The sequence below is a fragment of the Arthrobacter sp. MYb224 genome, assembly GCF_002975455.1.
GTDB lineage: Bacteria > Actinomycetota > Actinomycetes > Actinomycetales > Micrococcaceae > Glutamicibacter.
Map to the genome: position 1 here is coordinate 26,350 of NZ_PCPU01000009.1, position 25,216 is coordinate 51,565.

Sequence of the window (25,216 nt, forward strand, 5' to 3'; positions counted from 1 at the left end):
GCTAACCCAGACGGCCTTGATACTAGTAGTACTACTACCACATTGAGGAGAAGTGCCCATGGATGCCGAGCAGAGACGCCGCGATGAGCTGGCGGCTTTCCTCAAGGACCGCCGGGCGCGCGCAGACCGCGACGCGCATGGGCTGCCGGCGGTGGGCCGCAGCCGGCTGCGCGGCCTGCGCCGCGAAGAAGTCGCGACCCTGGCCGGCGTTTCGGTGACCTGGTATACGTGGCTGGAGCAGGCGCGGGATATCAACCCCTCACGCCAGGTGCTGGTCTCACTGGCCCGGCTGTTTCGGCTGACGCCGGTGGAGAGCACCTACCTGTTGTCCCTGGGCGGGCATCGGGAGATCGTACGAGAGGCCTCGGGCGGGATCACTCCGGCGCTGCAACAACTTCTCGATTCTCTGGAATTCCCGGCTTTCCTACTCGGATCCGACTGGTCCATCATCGGATGGAACGAAGCCTATGCGCAGCTTTATCCGCGGATCAAATCGCTGGATAATGCAGACCGGAACCTGCTCTGGCTGGTGTTCACCGACGCCGCGCTGCGCGAGATGCTGCCGGATTGGGAAGAGCAGAGCCGCAGCTTTGTCGGAAGCTTCCGCGCGGAAACCCGCGGGTGGCTGAACCCGGCGGGGGACAGCGGCATCGTCGGACAGGTGTCGGCGGCCTCGCCAGAATTCGCGGAGATTTGGAAGGAGCGGGACGTGGCAGGATTCCAAAGCGGTCAACGATACTTCCGGCACCCGATAAAAGGACTAACACGTTATGAGCAACACAACTTGACACCAGTTCAAGCCTCAGATCTCACTCTGCTGATGTATATACCACATCAATTCTAGTGAAATTAAGGGAAATGTTGATAGTATTCCAATTCTCTAGAGACTCGGAACTACAAAATCAGATTCAATACTGCAAATGAAATAATTTACGAAAGACCACCATCTAGCTTAAGCTGTCCATGATTCTTTCAAATCTTGACCGTTCAACTGAATTCATTTGCTCGCGTTTGGCTCGGAAGTGTTCATCTTGCCACAATCTGAGCATGTCGGAAGAATGAAGTTTGAAAAGACTGATTGTTTTCTTTCCTTTTTCGGAAATCCCAGAAATTGGTTCTGGCTTAGATAGTGGTGACGGGTATCCGCCCTCGAAATGATCAGATGCCTCATCCATATATGGGTGAAATATTTCGAATATCAAGTCAGTGTAGCGCCTCATTGGTCTAATTCGGCTTGAAGTTGAAAGTGTGTCCTTGTCACCTTTCCTGTCCTCATTACAAGTGGGGCACGATAAGGTGAAATTCCGAGGTTCATATGTCCATTCTGGATATTTTTTCCATGGCGCAAAATGATCAATTTGCGGGACGCGATGCGCGGAATCATTTCCCACAGGAAGTAAGCAATAAGCACAGCGACCAGTCTGCGCGTGGTGTAGTTGTTGCCGTGCTATACGTTTGAATTCTTTTACTTTTGGTGTGGAGGATGTCCATTTTCTTCTCATACCCTTCTGAGCACCTGCTTGCAGGGTAGAGATCGAGGGGTCTTCCATAAGCCCTATAATGGGGAAATTTCGCAAAGTACTTAGATCTCTCGTGCAATAGCCTGCAAAACGCTATTCAGCTCTACAGTGTCAGAATCCGCTATTTTAGATAATCTTTCATATGAATTCTTAATCAGATCCTTGTCATGGCTTTCGATACCCGCAATTTGTTCTAAGAGAACTTGAACGTCGCGCTGCACAGCCGTGTTACCCGCGACAGTGGAGCCAAATACACGATATAAAATATCATCTATTGAACGAGCTGCGACGGAGTCTGGATACTCGATAAACTCACCCCATTTGCTGCCGGGGATCAAAATGTCGTGCGCCTCGGAAGCGACGAATGGGGAATGGGTCGCGAGAAGAAAGTGGCACTTGTAGGCGGCGGGGATAATCTCCGAAATCATAACTATGATTTTTTGTTGCCAATTGGGGTGTAATCCAACTTCGGGTTCATCGATTAATACGAGGGATTGCGGTTCGATGTTTGCCGCAATTCGAGCTATTGTGGAGAGCAATAATTGCTCACCGGTGCTTAGTTCTTCTACTGGAAAAGATCCAAATTTTTTTGAAACCAATAATTCTATAGAAGCGCTATTAGTTTGCCTTAGCATTCTATAAACAGTCGAGGGTTTAACGTTAAAATTTTGGCATATTGAAAGAAGTTCCTGAAGGGAAATGCTAGACAGTCGAAATCGACTTGAAATGTCGGATCCATAAGAGATAGCCTTATTTGCCCATTCTGAAATATCGAGTGCAAATGAGTCAACCAAAACCTCGGAAGAGATCGATTCGAACCCTGGCTTATGAACTCTACGGGTATTTTCGGCATGTTCTTCGTTGCGGCTTGCAAGGTAATTGGATATTGTCTTCTCTAGATTTATTGAAACCTTCCCATTTATCATGAAATTTATTTCTCCTAGATCAAGATATTTCTTGATCATACGTGTATATGAGGAGAATAAATTAGGGTACAAAAGTAAGTCCAGCAACGAAGACGTCGTGAGGTAATTCAAAGACCCCGTTGTGAACATATTGTTATTTCGTTTGTGGCCGAGGTATTTATAACGCTCGTCAACCTTGCGGGTGAAAGGGAACGTGTCCGTGAGTAAATTTGACACGACAAGTAGAGCGGGATGGTTTTTCATCGTTTGTCTAGTTGGCAACGATGGTTGAACTTTTCCAGTTTCCTTTCGAGATGGGCTGATGTCTTCGTGAGACTGTAAGTAGCTAGATGCGATGTCAGTTAGGAGGCGGCTCTTTCCGCTACCGTTTGCACCGATAATCGCCGTGAAACGATTTTTCGATTCCGTGGCTATACTGCTTAGTTCGAAGGAGAACCTTTTGGTTTTATAAATTGTTAACATGGGACCTACTTATGATGCTAGAAGGTAGTTGTTCATTTTCAGATGCTGTTCTGGTGAATAGTGGTACGGAAGATGAGCTTCTAAAATCGATCAGAGGTCGTGAAGACTAGGGCTTTCTCCTTGAATTCAAGGCTGGTCACCGCGTTGGCGTGATTGCGTCCGGCGAGCCACAGCACCTCATTGGTGGTACCCGCATCCTTCAGCAGTCGGCGCAGATGCGGCATGGTCGTGGCCAGCTCATCTCGATCCCCGGCGACGAGCAGCGTCGGAACCGTGGGCACCTTGGCGGCTGGATCGTACGGCTCGGATTTGATCGCTTCGATCAGCTCGAATAGCGCGGTTAGATCGTTGCTGGGCTCGGCCGCGGCAATCTTCATGATGGTGGCGGTGTAATCATCATTGATTTCCTCGCCGGTAGCCTGGTTGGCGCGAGCCTGATCCAGGGCGAAGGCGGCCAGCGGATCACCGGCGCCGGGGCCGCCGATCACCAGATGCTCCACCAGGTCCGGGTTGTAGGCGGCGAATTCCCAAGCCAGGCGTGAACCCAGGGAATAGCCGATGACATCGACCGGACCCTCATCGCGTTCCATGACGATCGCGGCCAATGCCTGGCGAATCTGGCTCGGTGCCCAGCTGCCGCTATTGCGGCGGGGGTCCTCGCCGTGGCCCGGCAGGTCGATGAGCAGTACGTTACGTCCGGCATCGGTGAAATATTTCAGCCAGCGAGAACGCGCCCAATTCAATTCGCCGGATGAGGCGAAACCGTGGATGAACAGCACGGATGGGCCGTTCACCTCATTGTTTGCGGGAATCACTCGAAGATTAAGATCCAGGGTCATGCCTTCGATCATAGGTCATTTTGACCTGCGACTGTGATCTGGAACTAGCGCGGCAATGCTGTTAATGTCAGAATGACTCTAACCAATTCTACAGCACTGGAAATGAGGCAAGGCATAGATGTCATCGGCACCCGGTTGGGCCAACGTCGACGAGCGGCGCAATCTCCCGCCTGCCCTCGCGGTCTCCACCGTGATCCTCGGGATCCGGGAGGGCCAGGATGGCGGACCTGACAAGCTCTGCCTGCCACTGGTGCGCCGGATCCGCCAGCCGCACGCCGGAAGGTGGGCGTTGCCCGGCGGTCCGGTGGAACCCCGCGAATCCCTGGGCCAAGCCGCCGGACGGAGCCTGGCCGACACCACCGGCCTGCGGCCCAGCTACCTCGAGCAGCTCTACACCTTCGGGGATATCGACCGCTCGCCCACCGGGCGGCTGGTGACCATCGCGTACTTCGCGCTGCTCAACGCCGACCAGGTGGGGGCTACGGTGCGCGACGAGAACGTGGCCTGGTTCGATATCGATGACCCGCAGATCGCCCAGCTGGCCTTCGACCACCGCAAGATCGTGGACTATGCGCTGTGGCGGCTGCGGAACAAGACCGAGTACGGGCAGATCGCCCACCGGCTGCTCGGCGAGCGGTTCACCCTGGCGGCCCTGCGCGGAGTGTACGAAGCGATTCTCGGACGGCGCCTGGACCCGGCGAACTTCCGGCGCACGCTGAAGAGCACCGCGACCATCGAGGCCACAGACGAATACCTCGCCGGCGGGCAGCACCGCCCGCCGCGGCTCTACCGCTATGTGGGCCACGGGCCGGATCCGCTGGAAGTCGACCCGCAGCAAAGCTAAGCACCCCCGACTCACCGATTTTTTTGGCAAGGAATGGACAACACACCATGAGCACGCAACTCACCGAAAACAACTCCGGATCCGTGGCGCAGAACATCACCCGGCTGACCCTGCTGGCCCCGGGATCCACCTGCTCCACCGAGCTGGCCTCCAATCCTTGGGACACCCCGGCCGGATACGGCCCGGGCGCCTCGCAGGAGGACCAGATCCCGTCCGGCTACCCGGTGCAGGGCAGCCTGCCGGAGGAATACCTCAAGGCCAGCGATGCCGAACTCGATACCCGCATCCGCGCCGCCAAGGACACCCTGGGGGAGCGTGCGGTGATCCTCGGGCACTTCTACCAGCGCGACGAGGTGGTGCAGTACGCGGACTTCGTGGGCGACTCCTTCCAACTGGCCAATGCGGCGCTGACCCGCGACAAGGCCGAGGCGATCGTCTTCTGCGGCGTGCATTTCATGGCAGAGACCGCCGACATTCTCTCGCGCCCCGAGCAGGCGGTGATCCTGCCGAACCTGGCCGCGGGCTGCTCCATGGCCGATATGGCCGATGGCCCCAGCGTCCAGCAGTGCTGGGATGAGCTCACCGAGCTGTACCGGGATGAAGAAGATGACGGCCGGATGCCGGTGATTCCGGTGACCTACATGAACTGCTCGGCCGAGCTGAAGGCCTTTGTGGGACGCAACGGCGGGCTGGTGTGCACCTCCTCGAACGCCGCGACGGTGCTTGAATGGGCCTTCGAGCGCGGGCGCCGGGTGTTGTTCTTCCCGGACCAGCACCTGGGCCGCAATACCGCCAAGGCCATGGGGGTGCCGCTGGAAAACATGCCGATGTGGACCCCGCGCAAGGCGCTGGGCGGAAACAGCGAGGAAACCATGCGCGAGGCGCAGGTGATCCTCTGGCACGGGTTCTGCTCGGTGCACAAGCGCTTCAACACCAACCAGATCGCCAAGGCCCGTGAGGACTACCCCGGTGTGCGCGTGATCGTGCACCCCGAATGCCCGATGGAGGTGGTGGATGCCGCCGATGAGGCAGGGTCCACCGACTACATCCGCCGGGCTATCGCCGAGGCCACCGAGCCGACGGTGTTCGCCATCGGCACCGAGATCAACATGGTCAACCGGCTGGCGGCCGAATACCCGCAGCACACCATCTTCTGCCTGGACCCGGTGATCTGCCCCTGCTCCACGATGTACCGCATCCACCCGGGCTATCTGGCCTGGGTGCTGGAGGAACTCGTGGAAGGACGCGTGGTCAACCAGATCCGCGTGCCTCAAAACCAGCAGGCAGACGCCAGGATCGCCCTGGACCGCATGCTCGCGGCCAAGCCATGAATGAAAGCACCGGGAAGCGGATCGTCATTATCGGTTCCGGGGTCGCCGGGCTGAGCGCCGCACTGGAAGCGGTGCGCCTCGGCTTGACGGTGACGGTGCTGACCAAGGATGCGCTCGGGGACGGGAACAGCAAGCTCGCCCAGGGCGGGCTCTCGGCGGTGACGGCACAAGGTCTGGCCGCCGGAGACAGCGTGGCGACCCATGTGGCGGACACCTTGAAGGCCGGGGCCGGGCACTGCGGGCACCATGCCGTGCAGGAAATGTGCGGCGCGGCCGGGAGCCTGGTCGCCAGCCTGGAAGAGCACGCAGTGGCCTTCGACAAGAACACGGATGGAAGCTACCAGCTGGGGCTGGAGGCGGCGCATAGTGCGCACCGGATTCTGCACTTGGATGGGGATGCCACCGGTGCGGGGTTGATCCAGGCGCTGCGACGGGCCGTGCGCTCCGCCCAGGCGGCCGGGCAACTGGAGATTATCGAGCATGCGCTGGCCGCCGAGCTCGAATTTTGTGCCCAGCGGCTCGGCGCGGTCCGCTACCTGCACGGCGATGAAGAGCTAATGCTGGAAGCCGACGCGGTGCTGCTGGCCACCGGGGGATTGGGCGCGCTCTACCAGGCGAGCACCAACCCGAAGGGCGCCACCGCGGACGGGATCGCTCTGGCCGCCCAGGCCGGCGCGGTGATTAGCGATGCCGAATTCATCCAATTCCACCCGACCCTGGTGGACCCCGAAGCCTACCCGGGAGCCGGAATGATCAGCGAGGCGGTGCGCGGCGAAGGCGCAATCCTGGTCACCGAAACCGGTGACCGCTTCATGCCGGGGATGCACCAGCGGGCCGAGCTCGCCCCGCGCGATGTGGTGGCCCGGGCGATCCACGCGCAAAACCTTGCCGGGCACCGGGTATTTCTCGACGCGCGGGGCGTGGAAGCCGCGCGCGGAGCCGGGTTCCTGGCGCGGCGTTTCCCCTCGATCTCCGCGCGGCTGAAGGCCGCCGGGCTGGATTTGGCCGCAGAGCCGATTCCCGTGGTGGCCGCCCAGCACTATGCCATGGGCGGGATCCACACCGATACCCACGGACGCAGCAGCGTGCCCGGGGTCTATGCGGCCGGGGAATGCGCGAATACCACGGTGCACGGGGCGAACCGGCTGGCGAGCAACTCGCTGCTCGAAGCAATGGTCTTCGCCCGCAATGCGGCGGCGGCCATGGCCCGGGACGAGCCCGGAAGCGCCTGCGAGCTGGATAACGTGGAGCTTGGCGCATTGCCGCCGGGGCGCAACGACGCGCCCCTGGAACTGCCGCAGCTGCAGGCGCTGGCCAGCGAGCACCTCGGCGTGCACCGCACCGGCCAGGGCCTGCAAACCTTGCTCCGGGTGCTGGGCTCCAGCGCCCCGGTGGCCCAGGGGCGGCGCGAACTGATCGAACTGGGCAACCTCTGGATCACCGCGAGGATAGTCGCCCAGGCGGCCGCCGCGCGCGGCACCAGCCTCGGCGCGCACCATCGGCTCGACGGCGCGAGCCCGGGCGAGCACACCACCACACGATACGGCTGGGTTCTGGATGCTGCGCAGCGCACCGGCAGCCGGCCACAAAGCAAGGAAGTCAACGCGTGAACCAGCCAATCCACCCGGTGCCCACCGCGGCCATCGACCGCATCCTCGAATTCGCCTTTGCCGAGGATAATCCGCGCGGGGATCTGACCGCTGATACCATCGTGCCCGCCGGGGCCAAGGCCACCGCCGCGGTGCGGGCCCGCGAGGCAGGGGTCATGGCCGGCGGCGCCGTCTTCGCCCGGGCGATGAAAATGGTCAACCCGGAGATCCACGTGGTCCAGCTCGTCAAGGAGGGGCACGTCTTCGAGACCGGGGACAGGCTGTTGACGGTGGCCGGTCCGGCCGCCTCGGTATTGACCGCCGAACGGGTGGCGCTGAACCTGCTGCAGCGGATGAGCGCGATTGCCACCGCCACGCGTCAGCTGGTGGACCTGGTGGCGCACACCAACGCAAGGATCGCCGATACCCGAAAAACCACCCCGGGGCTGCGCGTGCTCGAACGCTATGCGGTGCGCTGCGGCGGCGGAGTGAACCACCGCGACAACCTCTCCGAGGCGTTCATGGCCAAGGACAACCACCTGGCCTTGTTGGATGACGGCGAGGAACTGACCACGGCGTTGAAATCGGTGCGCGCCCGGCTGGGGCACACCACCGCCATGGAGGTGGAGGTGGACTCCATCGACCAGCTTCCGGCGGTGCTGGCGGCGAAGGTGGATGTGATCATGCTGGATAACTTTGCGCTGGCGGATCTGCCGGCGGCCATCAAGCTGATCGACGGGCAGGCGATCATCGAGGCCAGCGGCAATGTGCGCGCCGAGACGGTGGCGGGCATCGCCGAGACCGGGGTGGATATCATCTCCTCCGGGGCGATCACCCACTCGGTGCAGGCCATCGACCTGGGGCTGGATATGGTGGTTGCATGATCTACATGGATGCCGCCTCCACCGCCCCTCCGCGCCAGGAGGTGCTGGACCTGGTTACATCGCTGCTGACCAGCAACTTCGGCAATCCCGCCTCGCTGCACGAGCTGGGGCACCAGGCCAAGCGCGCCAACGACTGGGCTCGCACGCAGGTCGCGGCCGCATTGGGCGTCACCGAGCCGGAAATCTACTTCACCTCCGGAGGCACCGAGGCGGATAACACCGCGATCATCGGCGCCGCGCTCGCTGCGGCGCGCGGCAAGGTCGTGGTGACCAGCTCCATCGAGCACCCGGCGGTGCTCGAGGCCTGCGCCTATCTGGTGACCTTCCACGGATTTGAGCACCGGATGATTCCGGTGGATGCGTATGGAATGGTGCGCCTCGATGAGGCGGCCGCGCTGATCGACGAGCAGGTTGCAGTGGTCTCGGTGATGGCGGTGAACAACGAGGTGGGCACGATCCAGCCGATCGCCGAAATCGCCCAGCTGGCGCGGGCGGCCGGGGCTCTCATGCACACCGATGCGGTGCAAGCCGCCGGCTGGCTGGATTTGGCGCAGCTGGCCGCGCAGGTGGATGCCTTGAGCCTGTCCGGGCATAAGATCGGTGCGCTCAAGGGCAGCGGGGTGCTGTACTTCTCCAAAGATCACGCGCTGGTGCCGCTGCTGCACGGCGGCGGTCAGCAGGGCGGGGTGCGTTCGGGCACCGAAAATCCGGCCGCCGCGGTGGGCCTCGCCCGCGCCCTGTCGCTCTGCGCCGAACAGCGCCTGGCCGGAGTGGGGGATAGCTACGGCGACTATCTGATTGAACGCATCAGCAAGGGCCTCAACTCCGAAGAAGAAGGCCTGGTCCAGCTGACCGGGCATCGAGCGCAGCGTGTGGGCGGGATCGTCTCCTTCGTCTTCCCGCGCACCGCGGGGGAGACCGTGCTGATCGAATTGGAACGCCGCGGGGTGCTCTGCTCCTCGGGTTCGGCCTGCTCGGCCGGAAGTACCGATCCCTCGGCGGTATTAACCGCGATGGGCTACGAGGCGCAGCTGGCGCACACCGCCGTCCGGCTGTCCTTCACCCGGGGGATCAAGGAAAACGAAATCAGCCAGGTGGCTAGCGCCGTGGTGGCCACGGTCAAGGCGCTGGTTGGCTAAGTCCCCGAAGCAGGACCGGGACGATATAACAGTTCGCTTGTTGACCGCGAACTCAGGGCAACGGCAGCGGCTGCACGGTGCCCGAACTGTGCGGGATTCGTTGGGCGCGACTAGCGCTCGGCGATGAAGCGCTTGGTCACCGCCAGATCCCTATCACCCAGCCCGGCGTCGATGACCTCGTCCACCGCCTGCCGCAGGGCAGGCAGCAACACTGCGTGCGTACTGGTAGCCTCGGCGAGCTCCCGCGCGCAGTCGAGGTCCTTGCGCAGATACTTGATGACCCCGGATGGCGAATCATCCCCGCTTACCAAGCGATCCCTGCGGCTGTCCAGCAACCGCGAAGAAGCGTAGCCGCCACCTAGCAATTCCCACATGGCCGCGAGATCCAGTCCCGAGCGTTCAGCCAAGACGGAGGCCTCTCCCAAGGCGAAGATCGTAGCGCTCACCACCAGCTGATTGCATGCCTTGGCCACCTGGCCCGCACCGAGCTCACCCAGCCGTACGGCAGTGCCGCAAGGTGCCAGCATTTGGGCGGCCCGGTAGCAGTGCTCCTCGACGCCGCCGAGCATGATCGACAACGTCCCCGCCTTCGCCCCGTCCTCTCCACCCGAGACCGGCGCGTCAACCAGCACTATGCGCTCGCCGTGCGTTCGGTGCAGTCGTCCGGCCAAGTTGCGCACTCCCGGAGCCGAGCAGGTGGAGCCAATGGCCAGCAACAAGGCCGGCGCCGCAGCGGTACGGCGCTCCAGACCCGCCAACAGTCCGTCAACCGCGTCCAGGCATTCGATGATCTGTGGCAGATCGGGGAGCATCAGCAGGATTTCATCGCAGGAAGCTGCCAGATCCGCAGGGGTTTCGCACCAATGGATACTCCCCGAAACCTGCGAACCTTCCGAATCGAGGTCGGATAGAACTTGCCTCGCCGGACGGCTTGAGGTGACATATGCGTCCCCATGTCCGGCCGCAAGCAGGCGGGCCATGGGCCAGCCCATGGCCCCCAGCCCGATAACTCCCACGCGGTTTGGCCGTTCTTCGGTCACAGCATTCATGGGCTAATCCTCTGTCTTTGGGCGCCGCAGTTAACTCTCGACACACGTGGTCAATATGTAGAACTCTGTTCAATATACTGTCTAAGCGGTTATGCTGTCATCTAAACGGAAGGATGAAGGAACCATGAATCCAATGAAACAGAAGCTGCGGGTGGGCATCGCCATAGATTTGCCGGACGCAGACCTCGAATTGATCAGCGAAATTGAGCCCCGGCTCGACCTGGTCCACGAACCTGGGCTCTATCGTCCGCATCGCTGGAACGGCGACTGGGAAGGCGACCCGGATTTCACCCGGACACCAGCGCAGAACGAGCGCTACACCCGCATGCTGAACTCGGTGGACGCGCTGTTCGGAATCCCCGATGTCAACCCGGCCCTGCTGAGCGAGACGGTGCGCGCCAACGGGGATCTGCGCTGGGTGCACACCACGGCCGCCGGGGGAGGCGCGCAGGTCAAGGCCGCCGGGCTGACTGCCGCAGAGCTGGAGCGCGTAGCCTTCACCACGAGCGCCGGGGTGCATGGTTCCACTTTGGCCGAGTTCGCGCTCTTCGGGGTGCTGGCCGGGGCCAAGAACCTGCGCAAGCTTCAGGCAGACCAGGCGCAAAAGCTGTGGCCGGCCCAACGCTGGCGCATGCGCCACCTGGACGAGATGACTGTTCTAGTGGTGGGCCTCGGCGGCATCGGTGCCACGGTGGCCGAGCGCTTCAAGGCCTGCGGCTCCACCGTCTGGGGAACCTCGCGCAGCGGGAAGGCGGTGCCCGGGGTGGACCGGCTGATCGACCCGTCCCAGCTGGCGCAGGCCGCGGGCAAGGTGGATGCCATTGTGGCCACCCTGCCGGGGACCGCAAGCACCGAGGGACTACTTGGCTCCGAGGTCTTTGCCGCGGTGCGGCAGGGAACAATTCTGGTGAACGTGGGACGGGGCACCGTGGTGGACGAAGCGGCCCTGATCCCCGCTTTGGACGACGGGCGGATCGGCTTCGCCGCGTTGGACGTGGTGGCCCACGAACCGCTGGTGGCCACCAGCGCACTCTGGGATCATCCCAGCGTGCTCATTAGCCCGCATACGGCTGCGCTCAGCGATCAGGAGACTAGTCGGATCGCCCGCCTGTTCGCGCAAAACGCGACGTGCCTGCTGGAGGGAAAGCTGTTGCGCAATCGGGTGGATACCGTAGAGTTCTACTGATGACAAGCGTAAATGAGGCGGAAAGCGAAGCAGCTGAACGTGCCACGCGTGACCCCGCGCCCGCGGTCAGCCGTGCACTGGGCATTCTGGGACTTCTGGCCGAGTCTGATGGGCGGGCGTTGTCGCTGAGCGAATTGGCCCGCACTCTGGGCATCGCCAAATCGTCCTGCGCCAATCTCTGCCAGGCCTTGGAAGATGGCGATATGATCCGGCGCACCAGCGAAGGCTTCGGGCTGGGCCGCCGCACCGCCGAACTCGGAGGCGCCTATTCGCTGCAATTCAACCAGGTGCGTGAATTCTTCGGCCTGATCTCCTCCTCGCCAACCTTGCGCGGCGAGGTAGTGCAGATCGCCATGCTGGACGGCGCCGATGCGCTGTACCTCGCCCGCCATGAGGGTCGCGCCCCCTACCGGTTCGGCACGCCGCTCGGATCGCGCCTTCCCGCCGTATTCAGTGCCGCCGGCAACGCCCTGCTGCTTTCGCTAGATGCCCTGGAGCTGGAGCAGCTGCTCGCACCGGTCTTGCCGCTGCGCAGCGGGGTAGACGGATTGGAATTGAACCTCGACGAGCTGCAGGGTCGACTGGAGGTGGCTCGCCAGCGCGGCTACGCCGTGGACGAGGGGCATTCCACCGTTGGCGTGCTCGGAGTTGCCGTGCCGCTGCCGGCTTGGTCGCCCGGGGATCCGCCGCTGGCCCTAGGGGCTGCGATACCATCCGACCAAGCTGATCAGGTGCGCATCGCCGCCATTGGAACCGCGCTTCGCGAGGTCGCCGCGCGGCTGGAGAACCCTTGGCGAGCACGCACCGCACGCGACTGAGCTAACTACGCGGGAATGTCCGCATTGCCGTCAAAGAGCAACCCTGTTGCCCCTTTTAGGGGCGGCGGGGTTGCTCTTTTTTGACCGTTCGGCGGCTCGGATCGCAAAAACGTCGTTCAATGGGTTGTACGACGTTCGCTATGCTGATATCTTCGATGCACAGGAAGAAGTGATGCGACTCACTCGTCGAAGGAGACCTCCATGAACACCACACCAGCCACACCCACCGGGTCGGACGGACCCGCCGCGGATCCGAACTACGCCAAGAACCTGCAGCGGGCCACGCTCGCAGCCAGCATCGGCAGCGCCCTGGAGTATTTCGACTTCGCGCTCTACGGACTGGCCACCGCACTGATCTTCAACGTGCTGTTCTTCCCGCAGGCAGATCCCGCCATGGCCACGGTGGCGGCCTTCGCGACCTTCGGCGTCGGATTTGTCGCCCGCCCCTTCGGCGGCCTGTTCTTCGGAATGCTCGGCGATCGTCTGGGGCGCAAGCTCGTGCTGATCATTACGATCATGCTCATGGGCGGGGCCTCCACGCTGATCGGCGTGCTGCCCACCTACGAAACTGCCGGGATGTGGGCGCCGGCCCTGCTGGTGCTGCTGCGCCTGCTCCAGGGCTTCGGAGCCGGCGCCGAACAGGCCGGAGCTACCGTATTGATGGCCGAATATGCTCCGCCGGCGCGCCGAGGATTCTTCTCCGCGCTGCCATTCATCGGAATCCAGGCCGGTACCCTGCTGGCCGCGGTGGTCTTCTCGCTGCTGACCATGCTGCCCGAGGAAGCCCTGATGACTTGGGGTTGGCGTGTGCCTTTCCTCGCGTCCTTTGCCTTGATCATCCTGGCGGTACTCATCCGCGCCAAGCTCGAGGAGACGCCGACCTTCGTGGAGATGGAGAAGCGGGACCAGGTTTCCGAGCACCCGCTGCGGGAACTATTCCGCAACGGGCTGCCCGGCGTGCTGGTGGGCATCGGCCTGCGCATGGGGGAGAACGGCGGATCCTACATGTTCCAGGGGCTAGCGCTGAGCTTCTTCGTCACCGTTGTCGGACCGGAAGCCGACAAGGGCTTGCTGACCTGGGGCGTGACCATCGGTTCGCTAATCGGAGTGTTCACCGTTCCCTTCGCCGGGGCCCTTTCGGACCGCTATGGGCGGCGGATCATCTACCGTTTCGGTGCCGTCTTCATGCTGGCCTATTCCATCCCGGCCTGGTGGGCCCTGACGCTGGGCAACCATGCACTGGCCATCGCCGTGATCGCAGTGGGTATCGGGGTGGCCGTGTGCACCATGCTCGGCCCGCAGTGCGCCATGCTGCCCGAACTCTTCGGCAGCCGCCACCGCTACCTGGGTGTGGCCATGGCCCGCGAGCTTTCCGCGGTGCTGGCCGGCGGCCTGGCCGGTGTGCTCGGCGCGTACCTGATCGCCATCACCGACGCGAACTGGCTGGTGCTCGGCCTCTACATGGCTGCACTGGCCGCAATCACCGTTGCCTCCACCTTCCTGGTACCCGAAACCCTGCGCCGGGACCTGACCCGCACCGATGACGCGGTCAAGATTTCCTCGGTGGAAGCCGGAGACGACGTCTGGCTGGCCGGGAGCCAAGGTGCGGGAGCCTCTGTGGTCACCGCGCACACCTCCTTCACCGCAGAACGCACGGTCTCCGCGGGAGAGAAGCATTGAGCCCGGCGGCGGAGCAGGGCTTCGACCTGGGCGGAAAGCTCGCCCTGGTGACCGGAAGCTCGCGCGGCATCGGCCGTGCGCTGGCCGCAGGGCTTTCCGCGGCCGGAGCCACCGTGATCGTGCACGGGCGGAACGAGGGTGCGGTACGGGCCACCGCCACGCAGATCGCCGCCGGAACCGGGCGGCCGGTGCACACCACGGTCTTCGACGTCACCGACGAGGCTGCGGTGGAAACCGCGCTGGCTGCGCTGGCGGCCGAGCATGGAGTGCTGGACATCCTGGTCAACAACGCCGGCATGCAGCTGCGCGCACCAATCACCGAATTCTCGCTCAAGGATTGGCACACCCTGATCGAGACGAACCTGACCAGTGCCTTCCTCATGTCCCGCGCGGTGGCATCCTCGATGGCCAAGCGCGGGAGCGGACGCATCATCAACATCGGTTCGGTCCAATCCCAGCTGGCCCGTCCCGGAATCACGCCCTATGCGGCAACTAAGGGCGGGATTGTGATGCTCACCCGCGGGTTGTGCGCCGAACTGGCCCCGCACGGCATCACCGCCAACGCCCTGGCTCCGGGCTATTTCAGCACCGAGCTGACCGCCGGCCTGGTGGCGGACGCGGAATTCTCCGCCTGGGTGGCCCAGCGCACCCCGGCCGGACGCTGGGGGCAGATCCAGGAGCTGGTCGGGCCGCTGGTCTTCCTGGCTTCGGACGCGGCCACCTTTGTCAACGGCCAGGTGCTCTACGTCGACGGCGGGATGACTTCCGTTGTCTAGTCCCGAAAACCTGGCGGTGGTAGCGCACGCTGCAGATGATGTGCGCCTGGAAATCCTTCCAGAGCCGGTTCCGGCAGCAGATGAAGCGGTAGTGGAGATCGCCTACGGCGGGATCTGCGGCTCGGATCTGCATTACTGGAAGCACGGTGCGGCAGGCGCCTCGATCCTGCGCGAGCCGATGGTGCTGGGCCACGAGGTGGTGGGCACGGTGCATACCGCCGCTGCCGATGGCTCCTCGCCTCCGGCAGGCACGAACGTGGCAGTGCACCCGGGCACCGCCCATGCCGACGGAGAGACCCGCTGGCCACAGGACAAGCCGCATCTGGCGCCCGGTGCCACCTACCTGGGCTCGGCGGCCCGCCTGCCGCATACCCAGGGCGCCTTCGCCCGGCGGGTGGCTCTGCCCTCGCGGATGCTGCGGGTGCTGCCAGCAGGTCTGGAACTGCGCACTGCGGCTCTGGCCGAGCCTGCCTCGGTGGCCTGGCATGCGGTGCAGCGCGCGGGCTCGGTGGATGGCCGGAGCGTAGCGGTCATTGGCGGCGGGCCAATCGGCCTGCTCTGCGTGGCCGCGGCCAAGGCCCTGGGCGCGTCGCGGATTGTGCTCAGCGATTTGGCGCAGGCCCCGCGGGATCGCGCGGAGCAGCTTGGCGCCGACGAAACCATTGACGCGACGGACGCGCAGCAGATCGCGGCGCTTGGCGCCGACGTGGTCATCGAGGCCTCCGGTTCGGTGCCTGGGTTGGCCTCGGCCATCAGCGCGGCACTGCGCGGCGGCACGGTCATCATGGTGGGCCTGCAACGCCAGGGCGAGGTCGCGGTGCCCATGGCGCATGCCATCGCACGCGAGCTGGATCTGCGCGGAGCCTTCCGCTTCAATGACGAGATGGACCGAGTGCTGGCGGCGCTGGCAGATGGCTCGCTGGACGTGGATGGGATCGTGACTCACACCTTCGCGGCCCGGGACCTCCACGGTGCGCTGAAGACGGCGCTGAACAGTGAGGAATCGGGAAAGGTGCTGCTGGACTTCCGCGGCTGAACGGCGAATGTTGCTGGCTCCCAAGTGGTGGTGTCCCCACGGCAAACGCCGCGGGGACACCACCACTTTTGTTTACTGCCGCCGGTGGGCCCGGGTCCCAGAGGAACAAACGGAGTTGGCCGAAAATCTCATGGTGACGATGCACTGCCTGCACTGGGCTTTCGTGACCCGCTGAATGGCCCCCCTGATGCTTGCCTTCGTACCGAAATGCGGGGCATGGGACTGGAAGCGGAAGCTCCGCTATGATTCCATGACTTCATGAGGATCGTGCTGGTCGAGGGGGAAAGCGACGCGGTAGCGGTGCGGACGCTGGCCGCAAGGCTGCAGATGCCCGTCCCGCGGGTGCTGCCGGTGGGCGGATCCAAGGGCGCCCGCCGTGCCGCCCAGCAACTGGCAGGCGCGCAGTTGTTCGGCTTGGTGGACGCCGCCGAGCGGCGCGACTTCGAACGCGTACTGGCAACGGTGTTCGTCTGCGACCCCGATCTGGAAGACGAATTCATCCGGGCGCTCGGACCGCTGGGCGTCGAATCGGTGATCGCCGGGCAGGGAGAGCTGGGGTCCTTCCGCCGCTTGCAGGCCCAGCCCTACCAGCGGAACCAGCCCGTGGAACGGCAGCTGGCCAGATTCTTCGGCGGGCGCAGCGGCAACAAGGTGCGCTACGCGCGGCTGCTGGCGCAGGCGGTGCCGCTGGAGGACATCCCGGCTCCGCTCGCGGCCTTGCTTGAGTGTCTTGGCTGCTCGCATGCTCCGGAGGAAGCCTGAGCACTCGAGTACGCCGCAGATCCACCTTGGAGACTGTGGATACTACTTGAGGTAAGTTCCCGAGACCCAGCCCGTCTTCGACTTGTACTTCACCGGGTACCAACCGGACTTCTTCGACCCGGTGACTTCGACCTTTTTGCCCTTCGGGATGGTCAGGATGATCTTTTTCTTGGTGCTGCTGCCGGTACGCATATTCAAGTTCGCCGTCGTCTGCTTGGTGCTGGACTTCTTCTTTGGCGTGCTTTCGCTCTTCGGCTTGGACTTCTTCGGCGCGGAGGTATTGGCCAAGTACGTCCCGGAGACCCAGCCAGTCTTCGACTTGTAGGTCACCTGCAGCCAGCCGGAGGTGCTCTTGCCCGTGGCCTTGACGCGCTTGCCCTTCGGGATCGTGAGGATGACGCGGTTGCCCGTGCCGGCGCCGGTGCGCATGTTCAGGTTTGCGGTGGTCTTCTTCGTCGAACCGGTATTCTTCTTCGGCGCCGGTTTCTTCTTGGTTTCGGTCTTGGGCTTCGAGGTCTTCGGCATCGACACGTTGCTCAGGTAGGTCCCGGAGACCCAGCCGCTCTTGGACTTGTAGCTGACCTGGTACCAGCCGGATTTCTTGGAGCCGGTGAGCTTGATGGTCTTGCCTCGCGGGATCGTGAGGACAACTCGATTGCCGGTCCCCACTCCGGTGCGCATATTCAGGTTCGCGGTAGTTCGCGCGGTGCCCTTCCCGGACTTGGGAGGGCTCTTCTTGGTGGCGGCCACGCCGTGGAAGTGCTCGAAGGTTTTGGCGCCCGAATTTGTGTAGGACTTGGCCAGCGAGGTGCCGACATAGCGGAAGTGCCATGGCTCGTACGCGTATCCGGTGACCGACTCCTGGCCTTTGGGGTAGCGCAGAATGAAGCCATACTTGTGGGCGTTCTTCTTTGTCCATTTGCCGACGGGAGTGTTTTCGAAGCAGGACTGCAAGGCGCAGGCGCCATTGCTGTTTCCTACGTCTGCGGCTAGTCCGGTCTGGTGCTCGCTGGCGCCGGGCCTAGCGGAGATGCGTTCGGCATACTTCTTGCCACACATCCTGGTGTATTGGTTGAACAGCTGCGCTTGGCGGTCATAGGAGCGGTAGCCGCTGATCAGCTTGATGCGGACCCCGGACTTCTTGGCGTCCTTGACCATCTTGTTGTAGGACTTGGCCGCCTCCGGGTGCAGCCGGATGCCGGTGCCCTGCACCTTACTGGTCTTCGGTACGTACTTCGCTGGCTTCAGCGGGTAGCTCTTATTGACGAAGACATCGAGGTGGCTTGGATTCCGGTCTAGCTTCCTGGCTGCGGCCACGGGAAACGAGGCGGGGTTCACCGCGGACTGTACCGCGCTTGGTTGGCCGGCGGCCATGGCCGGTCCGGGCAGTACTCCGAGCGCGAGGACCGTGCTGACGGAAAGAGCCATTAAAAGCTTGGTGCGAGAATATTTGGGCATCTCGTGTCGCTCCGTTGTCCGAGTGATAATGATTCATTCGACCATCCTTGACCATGTGTGGGCAAGGGTTCAAGCGACTTATTGCGCAAAGTTCATCTGCCGATTGTTGTTTATTTCGGCGGGTGAAGAATGGGAATTCACCTATAGGGCATGGATTTAATCGCCCTGAGGCCACGTGAGCGTGAGATCCTGTGAACTATCGAGTCTTCATCGGACCCACAATTTTGGTAAGTTATCCATCATGCAGATCAGGCAAGAAGTCTTCGATGACAGGGCGGGAATCTACGCTGTGACGCATGCGGCCTTCAGCAAGGACGACCATCTGGTCGAGCCGATCGAGGTCGGATTAGTGCAACGGCTTTTTGATTGCAACGCCTATTCGCCGACCTTTTCGCTGGTGGCGACGAACGACAAAACGGTGATAGCGCATGTGATTGCCACCTGGGGTACGGTCGATGGGAAACACAGCCTGCTGGGCCTTGGGCCCCTTGCGGTAGCACCCGAATACCAGAATATGGGCGCCGGGACCGCGCTGATGCAGGCCATCTCGGACCGCGCGGAAAATGAACGCATTTCCGGGATCGTGTTGCTGGGCGCGACGAAGTACTACCAGCGCTTCGGCTACGAGCCGGCCATCGCCCGCGGCATTATTCCCACGCAGCGTTCGTGGGGAGATAACTTCATGGTTCGCGTTTTTGACGAGCGAAGCCTGCCCGCCGGACAGTATCGGTACGCCTCCCCGTTTGGGTGTTGAGCTAACTCTTGAGTTCCAGGGTCCGGGCTAGTTCGCCCAGGGCTCCGGGCACCACGGAGTAGTAGGCCCAGACTCCGCGTTTCTCACGGTGCAAGAGGCCCGCGTCCACCAGGATCTTCAGATGGTGGGAGACCGTGGGCTGCTTGAGTCCCAGCGGTTCGGAGAAGTCGCAGACGCAGGTTTCGGCCTCGGCGCTGGAGGAAATGATGGACAGGATGCGCAGCCGGTTTGGATCGGCCAGCGCCTTGAAGCGCGCGGCCAAGAGCTCGGCATCGGAAGCGTTCAGCGACGGTTGGCCGCTCTCGGGCACGCAGCATCCGGGGCCCTGGGAAAGGTCGGTGCGGTTGGTTTCGAGTACGACGTTTTGTGGCATCCTTGTGTTTCTTCCTGAACGGCTACGGGCAGATCGATCATATTGACAACCTTCGATGCATCTCATCATACTAGGTATATCGATATTCTTCGATGTCTATGATTTGGATGTACTCGTGAGTCAATCTGTAGCGCCCGTTGACACCGCCAAGGTGGCAGCAAAAATGTCGACCCTTGATCGCTATCTAGCCGTCTGGATCCTCGCCGCGATGGTCCTTGGCCTTGCCTTGGGGCGCGTGATTCCCGGGCTGGGCGAGGCGTTGGACTCCCTGCAAGTTGCCGGGGTTTCACTGCCTATCGCCATCGGTTTGCTGGTGATGATGTATCCGGTTTTGGCTAAGGTGCGCTATGACCAGACGCATCGGGTGATCGGCGACAAGAAGCTGATGATTACCTCGCTGCTGATCAACTGGATCCTTGCCCCGGCATTCATGTTCGTGCTGGCCTGGGTATTCCTGCCCGATTTGCCCGAATACCGCACCGGCCTGATTATCGTCGGTCTGGCGCGCTGCATTGCCATGGTGCTGATCTGGAACGACCTGGCCTGCGGCGACAGCGAAGCGGCCGCGGTGCTGGTGGCGATCAACTCGGTATTCCAGGTATTCGCCTTCGGCGTGCTCGGCTGGTTCTACCTGCAGGTGCTGCCGGGCTGGCTGGGACTGGAAACCACGAGCGCGCAATTCTCCGTCTGGGCCATTACGCTCTCGGTGCTGGTCTTCCTCGGCATCCCGCTGCTCGCCGGATTCCTCACCCGCACGCTGGGCGAAAGGGCCAAGGGGCGCGAATGGTACGAGTCGCGCTTCCTGCCGAAGATCGGCCCGTTGGCGCTCTATGGCTTGCTGTTCACCATTGTGCTGCTCTTCGCGCTGCAGGGGGACACCATCATTTCCCGTCCGTGGGATGTGGCCCGCATGGCCGTGCCGCTGCTGACCTACTTCGTGGTGGTCTTCGGGGCCAGCATGCTGGTCGGTTGGGCGCTGAAGCTCGGATACGCGCGCACCACCACCTTGTCCTTCACCGCGGCCGGCAACAACTTCGAACTGGCCATCGCGGTGGCCATCGCCACCTTCGGCGTCACCAGCGGCCAGGCGCTTGCCGGCGTCGTCGGACCGCTGATCGAGGTGCCAATCCTGGTCGCCCTGGTCTACGTGGCGCTTTGGTCGCGCAAATTCTTCCCCACCCAAGTCCTCGCCAACTCGGCACCAAGCAAAGGCTAAGATCTTGTCTACTTCTCTAAAGAAGCCATCGGTCCTGTTCGTCTGCGTGCACAACGCCGGCCGCTCGCAGATGGCGGCAGCATTCCTGTCCAACCTCTCGGATGGTCGCATCGAGGTCCGCTCGGCCGGCTCGGCTCCGGCCGCGGAAATCAACCCTTCCGCCGTGGCCGCGATGACCGAGGTGGGCATCGACATGTCCGCCGAGGTGCCGAAGGTGCTGACCACCGAAGCGGTCAAGGAATCCGACGTGGTCATCACCATGGGCTGCGGAGACACCTGCCCGGTCTTCCCGGGCAAGCGCTACGAAGACTGGGTGCTTGAGGACCCGGCCGGGCAAGGCATCGATGGGGTGCGCCCGATCCGCGACGAGATTCGCGCACGCATCGAAAACCTCATCACCGAATTGCTCGAAAACAAAGCCTAGAGTTTGTAGCGAAGGAGCACCATGGAATCCCAGTTCCCCGTCGTCGTCATCGGCGCCGGCCCCATCGGCTTGGCGGCCGCAGCGCACCTGCTCGAACGCGGACAGGCGGTTCGCGTCCTGGAAGCCGGAGCAAGCGCCGGAGCCGCCATCAAGCAGTGGGGGCATATCAAGCTGTTCTCCACCTGGCGCTACAACATCGACGAGGCCAGCCGCCGGCTGCTCGAAACCCCGACCGAGCACTACGCTGGCGACTGGGAGGCGCCGAATCCCAAGCGCCTGCCCACCGGTGAAGAGCTGGTCTCCGAATACCTTGAGCCATTGGCCGCCCACCCGCAGCTGCGCGAAGCCATCGGCTACGGGCAGCGCGTCAGCTCGGTCAGCCGGGTGAGTGCCGAGGGCGGCGGGCTGGACAAGGGACGTTCGGCCGCGCGCGACGAATCGTTGTTCCTGGTCCGGGTCGAAACCGCGGACGGCGCAACCGAGCTGACGGCGCGTGCGGTCATCGATGCCTCCGGAACCTGGGAAACTCCCAACCCGATTGGCCGCTCCGGACTCAGCGCGTTCGGTGAAGAAACGGCGAGAAGCGAAGGTCTCATCACCTCGCCCTTGCCGGATCCCTTGGGCGCCGATGCGCAGCGTTTTGCAGGCAAGAGGGTGCTGGTGCTCGGAGCCGGGCACTCGGCCGCCAACACCTTGATCCTCTTGGGACGGCTGAAGCAGCAGAATCCGGAAACCCAACTTCTCTGGGGACTGCGTGGGCAGGCTAACCCGGTTCGCCTCTACGGCGGCGGATCCGCCGATGAACTGCCGGCTCGTGGCCAGCTGGGCACAAGCCTGCGACGCCAGGTGGAGACCGGACAGGTGACCTTGCTCGAACACGTCTCGGTGCGCGAGCTGCACTCGGCAGAAAGCTTGCAGGTGTCGCTCGCCGATGGGCGCGAGCTCGAGGTTGACTTCGTGGTGCCTGCCACCGGCTTCCGCCCCGACCTGAGCATGCTTTCCGAGCTGCGCCTGGATCTGGACCTCGCGGTGGAAGCACCGCGTGAACTGGGCCCGCTGATCGATCCCGAGTTCCATAGCTGCGGCACCGTCTCGGCCCACGGCGAACGAGTACTGGGGCACCCGGAGAAGAACTTCTACATTGCCGGCATGAAGAGCTACGGCCGCGCCCCGACGTTCCTGTTGGCTACCGGATACGAGCAGGTTCGCTCGCTGGCCGCCGCCCTGTCCGGAGACCGCACCGCGGCGGATCAGGTGGAACTGGATTTGCCGGAAACCGGAGTGTGCTCCACCGACACCGGCAACTCCTGCGAGGTGCCGGCAGCCTCCGCCGCCGGAGCGAGCAGCTGTTCCGCAGAATCGGCCCAAGCGCCTGCGCAGGAGGACTCCTGCTGCTCGGCTCCTGTGCCGGTGAGCTTCGGGATAGCCACCGGAACCCAGCATGGATTCGCCGAACTGGTTGAGCGGACTTAACCGCAACCGTTGACGTGCGGAGGGCTGCCGGGTAAGGATGCAGTATGGAAACTAATCTGCCGTCCGAACCGCTGTCCTTCGACGTCACCGGCCGCATCTCCACCTCGTGCCACGAGGTCTACGAAGCCGTGGCGGATCCGGAAAAACTATCCGCCTACTTCACTACCGGGGGAGCGCAGGGACGCTTGGAAACCGGCGCCGAAGTCAGCTGGGATTTCCACGATTTCCCGGGCCGCTTCCCGGTGCAGGTGCTCGAAGCCATTCCGGACGAGCTCATCGTGTTGAAATGGGCGGGCGAGGGTGTCGCCGCGGACGACGGAATGAACACCGTCACCTTCGAATTCGAGGCGATCGACGATGCTGCGCGAACCAAGGTGAAGATCACCGAGTCGGGATGGCTCTCCTCGCCGCAGGGGCTCACCGGGGCCTTCGGCAATTGCGAGGGCTGGACCGGGATGCTCTGCGCGATGAAGATCTGGCTGGAGCATGGAATTAATCTGCGTGAGGGCTTCTACAAGTAATTATGGCTACTCCATCAGGGGCCGGATCTCCACGCTCCCATAGGGCAGATGCGGCATGCGCCGGGCAATTTCCTGAGCCTGCGCTTCATCGGAGACCTTGATCGCGTGCACGGCGAAGACGATCTCCGCTTCAGTGTCCAACTCGGCGTTGGTTTCCTGCGAGCACACCGAGCCGCGGTCCTGGAGAGCATAGGCCGAGATCAGGATGTCTTCGGAGCGCAATTGGGCATCCAGCGATTCCCACTGGAGCATTTCCGCATCGAACTCTTCGCTCGGCGGTTGCGGGCCGCTGCCCGGAAGATAGCGGTGGATCAGAAGGTGCGTTGCGATGTTCACGAGAACTCCTGCACGTCGGTTGGTTGCTGCCACAGACGATACCGGATCAGGCCTGCATGTACAGGGGAAGTTGTTCCGATTGGGCAAATCGTCGCCGGGAATTCATTTCTCGACGAATGCCGGGATAATTCTCAGCACGTCATTAGCGCTGGGGACCTAAGCTGAGTGGATACGCCAAAGGGCTACCAGTACTTAACTGGTAGCCCTTTTGGCATGAACTTGCAGTCCCTACTCCACCGCGTTGCGCAGCTTGGTGCTCAACCGCTGGAGCTCGATGAATTCTTCTTCGCTCATTGCCTCGCCCATCAGCCGATGCAGCTGCTTGACGTGAGCCCGGCCGATGTCCCGCTGCGTGGCCAGGCCCGCTTCGGTGAGCCTGATCCGGCTCGCCCGCTGATCGGTGGGATCGGTGCACCGGGAGACCAGCCCGCGCTCTTCGAGGCGAGTGATCATCCGGCTCAGGCTGGGCTGGGAGATCAGCAGGTGCTTATTCAAATCCACCAAGCGAGTCTCGTTCTCCGGTGCGTGGCGCAGGTTGAACAACACGTCGTACTCCCGGATGGAGAGCTTGGCGAATTCGGGCATCGCGGTGATCTGGCGCATCACCGCGACCTGCGCCCGGAACAGCGCCTCCCACGCGTCGGTGGTGACCTTCAACGAGGCCTGGGTGCTACTGGTCCCGGTCACTGACTTCTGGCTCCTTCGGGGCGTTGGCTTGCTCGGCTTCCAGTTTAGCCTTGCGGGCAGCCACGCGACCCACGTGGGTTGGGGCATCGGCGATATCCGGGGCCGCCCGCGATGCCATTTCCTTTTTCAGCTCCGGCAATACGTACTCGCCGAACATATCCAGCTGGTTCAGCACGGTCTTCAGCGGCAACCCGGCATGGTCGATGAGGAACAGCTGGCGCTGGTAGTCGCCGAAGTACTCCTGGAAGCTCAGGGTCTTCTCCAATACCTGCTGCGGGGAGCCGACGGTGAGCGGGGTCTGCGCGGTGAAGTCCTCCATGGATGGGCCGTGTCCGTAGACCGGGGCGTTGTCGAAGTACGGACGGAATTCCTTGACCGCCTGCTGGGAATCCTTGGCCATGTAGAACTGGCCGCCCAAGCCCACGACCGCCTGGTGCGCCTTGCCGTGGCCGTAGTGCTCGTAGCGCTCACGGTAGAGGTCGATCAGTTGCTTGTAGTGCTCCTTGGGCCAGAAGATGTTGTTGGCGAAGAAGCCGTCCCCGTAGTAGGCGGCGATCTCTGCCACCTGCGGGGTGCGGATCGAGCCGTGCCAGACGAACGGCGCCACGTCGTCCAGCGGGCGCGGGGTGGAGGTGAAATTCTGCAGCGGGGTGCGGAACTTGCCTTCCCAGTTCACCACGTCTTCGTCCCAGAGTCGGCGCAGCAGGTTGTAGTTCTCCACGGTGAGGTTCACCGAGTCCTGCATGTTCTTGCCGAACCATGGGTAGACCGGACCGGTGTTGCCGCGGCCCAGGACCAGATCCACGCGTCCGTTGGACAGGTTCTGCAGCATCGCGAAGTCCTCGGCGATCTTCACCGGGTCGTTCGTGGTGATCAGCGTGGTCGCCGTGGAGAGGATGATGCGTTCGGTCTGCGCGGCGATGTAGGCCAGCGTGGTGGTGGGCGAGGAGGAGAAGAATGGGCGGTTGTGGTGCTCGCCGATGGCGAAGACATCCATGCCGATCTCTTCGACCTTCTTGGCGATGGCTACCGAAGCGTCGATGCGCTCTTTTTCGGTAGGCATCTTGCCGGTGGTCGGGTCGCGGGTGATGTCGCTGACTGAAAAGACTCCGAACTGCATGTCCGCTCCTAAG

Annotated in this window: 26 protein-coding genes; 17 read left to right on the forward strand and 9 right to left on the reverse strand. The window is 62.7% G+C overall.

The window, feature by feature from the left end:
- Positions 1 to 58: 58 nt before the first annotated feature.
- Positions 59 to 844 carry a helix-turn-helix transcriptional regulator gene (locus CQ017_RS15075; RefSeq protein ID WP_105554375.1) on the forward strand — a complete coding sequence of 262 codons (786 nt, stop codon included), beginning with the start codon at positions 59 to 61 and terminating at the stop codon, positions 842 to 844.
- A 103-nt stretch (positions 845 to 947) separates the two neighbouring features.
- Here the strand turns inward: CQ017_RS15075 and CQ017_RS17935 are convergent, their stop codons facing one another.
- The 3 genes from CQ017_RS17935 to CQ017_RS15085 all read right to left on the reverse strand — a co-directional run bounded on the left by CQ017_RS17935 (position 948) and on the right by CQ017_RS15085 (position 3,747).
- The gene (locus tag CQ017_RS17935) at positions 948 to 1,550 is read right to left on the reverse strand and encodes an HNH endonuclease (RefSeq protein ID WP_146112500.1); all 603 of its coding nucleotides are present in this window, start codon (positions 1,548 to 1,550) and stop codon (positions 948 to 950) included.
- A gap of 32 nt (positions 1,551 to 1,582) precedes the next feature.
- Positions 1,583 to 2,908 (reverse strand): ATP-binding protein, encoded by a 1,326-nt coding sequence (locus CQ017_RS15080; protein ID WP_096288510.1) that lies wholly within the window; start codon positions 2,906 to 2,908, stop codon positions 1,583 to 1,585.
- 80 nt (positions 2,909 to 2,988) lie between these two features.
- Positions 2,989 to 3,747 (reverse strand): alpha/beta fold hydrolase, encoded by a 759-nt coding sequence (locus CQ017_RS15085; RefSeq protein ID WP_181150561.1) that lies wholly within the window; start codon positions 3,745 to 3,747, stop codon positions 2,989 to 2,991.
- Between the two features lie 118 nt (positions 3,748 to 3,865).
- Between CQ017_RS15085 and CQ017_RS15090 the strand changes: the two genes are divergently transcribed.
- The 5 genes from CQ017_RS15090 to CQ017_RS15110 are packed head-to-tail and all read left to right on the forward strand — an operon-like array spanning position 3,866 to position 9,534.
- The gene (locus CQ017_RS15090; RefSeq protein ID WP_105554377.1) at positions 3,866 to 4,591 is read left to right on the forward strand and encodes an NUDIX domain-containing protein; all 726 of its coding nucleotides are present in this window, start codon (positions 3,866 to 3,868) and stop codon (positions 4,589 to 4,591) included.
- A gap of 47 nt (positions 4,592 to 4,638) precedes the next feature.
- Positions 4,639 to 5,922, forward strand: coding sequence for a quinolinate synthase NadA (nadA, locus tag CQ017_RS15095; RefSeq protein ID WP_105554378.1), 1,284 nt, complete (start codon positions 4,639 to 4,641; stop codon positions 5,920 to 5,922).
- Positions 5,919 to 7,532, forward strand: coding sequence for an L-aspartate oxidase (locus tag CQ017_RS15100; protein WP_105554379.1), 1,614 nt, complete (start codon positions 5,919 to 5,921; stop codon positions 7,530 to 7,532). The genes nadA and CQ017_RS15100 overlap by 4 nt, the downstream gene beginning before the upstream one ends.
- Positions 7,529 to 8,395 (forward strand): carboxylating nicotinate-nucleotide diphosphorylase, encoded by an 867-nt coding sequence (gene nadC / locus CQ017_RS15105; RefSeq protein WP_096288521.1) that lies wholly within the window; start codon positions 7,529 to 7,531, stop codon positions 8,393 to 8,395. The genes CQ017_RS15100 and nadC overlap by 4 nt, the downstream gene beginning before the upstream one ends.
- Positions 8,392 to 9,534, forward strand: coding sequence for a cysteine desulfurase family protein (locus CQ017_RS15110; RefSeq protein ID WP_105554380.1), 1,143 nt, complete (start codon positions 8,392 to 8,394; stop codon positions 9,532 to 9,534). The genes nadC and CQ017_RS15110 overlap by 4 nt, the downstream gene beginning before the upstream one ends.
- Before the next feature lie 110 nt (positions 9,535 to 9,644).
- Here the strand turns inward: CQ017_RS15110 and CQ017_RS15115 are convergent, their stop codons facing one another.
- A complete protein-coding gene (locus CQ017_RS15115) occupies positions 9,645 to 10,583 on the reverse strand; it encodes an NAD(P)-dependent oxidoreductase (protein ID WP_105554381.1) in 939 nt (312 codons plus the stop codon).
- A gap of 133 nt (positions 10,584 to 10,716) precedes the next feature.
- On the opposite strand from CQ017_RS15115, the gene CQ017_RS15120 reads away from it, so the two are divergent.
- The 6 genes from CQ017_RS15120 to CQ017_RS15145 all read left to right on the forward strand — a co-directional run bounded on the left by CQ017_RS15120 (position 10,717) and on the right by CQ017_RS15145 (position 16,841).
- The gene (locus tag CQ017_RS15120; protein ID WP_258133733.1) at positions 10,717 to 11,769 is read left to right on the forward strand and encodes a D-2-hydroxyacid dehydrogenase; all 1,053 of its coding nucleotides are present in this window, start codon (positions 10,717 to 10,719) and stop codon (positions 11,767 to 11,769) included.
- The gene (locus CQ017_RS15125; protein ID WP_105554383.1) at positions 11,769 to 12,587 is read left to right on the forward strand and encodes an IclR family transcriptional regulator; all 819 of its coding nucleotides are present in this window, start codon (positions 11,769 to 11,771) and stop codon (positions 12,585 to 12,587) included. Before CQ017_RS15120 ends, CQ017_RS15125 begins: the two co-directional genes overlap by 1 nt.
- Positions 12,588 to 12,788: 201 nt before the next feature.
- Positions 12,789 to 14,267 (forward strand): MFS transporter, encoded by a 1,479-nt coding sequence (locus CQ017_RS15130; RefSeq protein ID WP_105554384.1) that lies wholly within the window; start codon positions 12,789 to 12,791, stop codon positions 14,265 to 14,267.
- The gene (locus CQ017_RS15135; RefSeq protein ID WP_105554385.1) at positions 14,264 to 15,043 is read left to right on the forward strand and encodes an SDR family oxidoreductase; all 780 of its coding nucleotides are present in this window, start codon (positions 14,264 to 14,266) and stop codon (positions 15,041 to 15,043) included. Before CQ017_RS15130 ends, CQ017_RS15135 begins: the two co-directional genes overlap by 4 nt.
- A complete protein-coding gene (locus CQ017_RS15140) occupies positions 15,036 to 16,079 on the forward strand; it encodes a zinc-binding dehydrogenase (protein WP_105554386.1) in 1,044 nt (347 codons plus the stop codon). The genes CQ017_RS15135 and CQ017_RS15140 overlap by 8 nt, the downstream gene beginning before the upstream one ends.
- A 258-nt stretch (positions 16,080 to 16,337) precedes the next feature.
- Positions 16,338 to 16,841, forward strand: coding sequence for a hypothetical protein (locus CQ017_RS15145; protein WP_105554387.1), 504 nt, complete (start codon positions 16,338 to 16,340; stop codon positions 16,839 to 16,841).
- A 42-nt stretch (positions 16,842 to 16,883) separates the two neighbouring features.
- Here CQ017_RS15145 and CQ017_RS15150 read toward each other — a convergent pair whose 3' ends face one another.
- Entirely contained in the window at positions 16,884 to 18,299 is a 1,416-nt protein-coding gene (locus CQ017_RS15150) for a D-alanyl-D-alanine carboxypeptidase family protein (protein ID WP_105554388.1), read from the reverse strand.
- Positions 18,300 to 18,540: 241 nt separating this feature from the next.
- Between CQ017_RS15150 and CQ017_RS15155 the strand changes: the two genes are divergently transcribed.
- Positions 18,541 to 19,053, forward strand: a complete 513-nt coding sequence (locus CQ017_RS15155) for a GNAT family N-acetyltransferase (protein ID WP_105554389.1) — start codon at positions 18,541 to 18,543, stop codon at positions 19,051 to 19,053.
- 1 nt (position 19,054) lies between these two features.
- On the opposite strand, the gene CQ017_RS15160 is transcribed toward CQ017_RS15155, so the two are convergent.
- The gene (locus CQ017_RS15160) at positions 19,055 to 19,426 is read right to left on the reverse strand and encodes a helix-turn-helix transcriptional regulator (protein WP_105554390.1); all 372 of its coding nucleotides are present in this window, start codon (positions 19,424 to 19,426) and stop codon (positions 19,055 to 19,057) included.
- A 163-nt stretch (positions 19,427 to 19,589) separates the two neighbouring features.
- On the opposite strand from CQ017_RS15160, the gene arsB reads away from it, so the two are divergent.
- The 4 genes from arsB to CQ017_RS15180 are packed head-to-tail and all read left to right on the forward strand — an operon-like array spanning position 19,590 to position 23,060.
- The gene (gene arsB / locus CQ017_RS15165) at positions 19,590 to 20,642 is read left to right on the forward strand and encodes an ACR3 family arsenite efflux transporter (RefSeq protein WP_181150570.1); all 1,053 of its coding nucleotides are present in this window, start codon (positions 19,590 to 19,592) and stop codon (positions 20,640 to 20,642) included.
- A 4-nt stretch (positions 20,643 to 20,646) separates the two neighbouring features.
- On the forward strand, positions 20,647 to 21,066 hold the full coding sequence (locus CQ017_RS15170) for an arsenate reductase ArsC (protein WP_105554392.1): 420 nt from the start codon (positions 20,647 to 20,649) through the stop codon (positions 21,064 to 21,066).
- A gap of 21 nt (positions 21,067 to 21,087) precedes the next feature.
- A complete protein-coding gene (locus CQ017_RS15175) occupies positions 21,088 to 22,539 on the forward strand; it encodes an FAD-dependent oxidoreductase (RefSeq protein ID WP_105554393.1) in 1,452 nt (483 codons plus the stop codon).
- 44 nt (positions 22,540 to 22,583) lie between these two features.
- Positions 22,584 to 23,060: an SRPBCC domain-containing protein gene (locus CQ017_RS15180; protein ID WP_105554394.1), complete on the forward strand. Its 477-nt coding sequence runs from the start codon at positions 22,584 to 22,586 to the stop codon at positions 23,058 to 23,060.
- A gap of 6 nt (positions 23,061 to 23,066) precedes the next feature.
- Here CQ017_RS15180 and CQ017_RS15185 read toward each other — a convergent pair whose 3' ends face one another.
- From CQ017_RS15185 to CQ017_RS15195, 3 genes are all read right to left on the reverse strand, one after another.
- A complete protein-coding gene (locus CQ017_RS15185; protein ID WP_105554395.1) occupies positions 23,067 to 23,396 on the reverse strand; it encodes a YciI family protein in 330 nt (109 codons plus the stop codon).
- A 228-nt stretch (positions 23,397 to 23,624) separates the two neighbouring features.
- The gene (locus CQ017_RS15190; RefSeq protein ID WP_105554396.1) at positions 23,625 to 24,083 is read right to left on the reverse strand and encodes a MarR family winged helix-turn-helix transcriptional regulator; all 459 of its coding nucleotides are present in this window, start codon (positions 24,081 to 24,083) and stop codon (positions 23,625 to 23,627) included.
- Positions 24,067 to 25,203, reverse strand: a complete 1,137-nt coding sequence (locus tag CQ017_RS15195) for an LLM class flavin-dependent oxidoreductase (protein WP_105554397.1) — start codon at positions 25,201 to 25,203, stop codon at positions 24,067 to 24,069. Before CQ017_RS15195 ends, CQ017_RS15190 begins: the two co-directional genes overlap by 17 nt.
- Positions 25,204 to 25,216 lie beyond the last annotated feature (13 nt).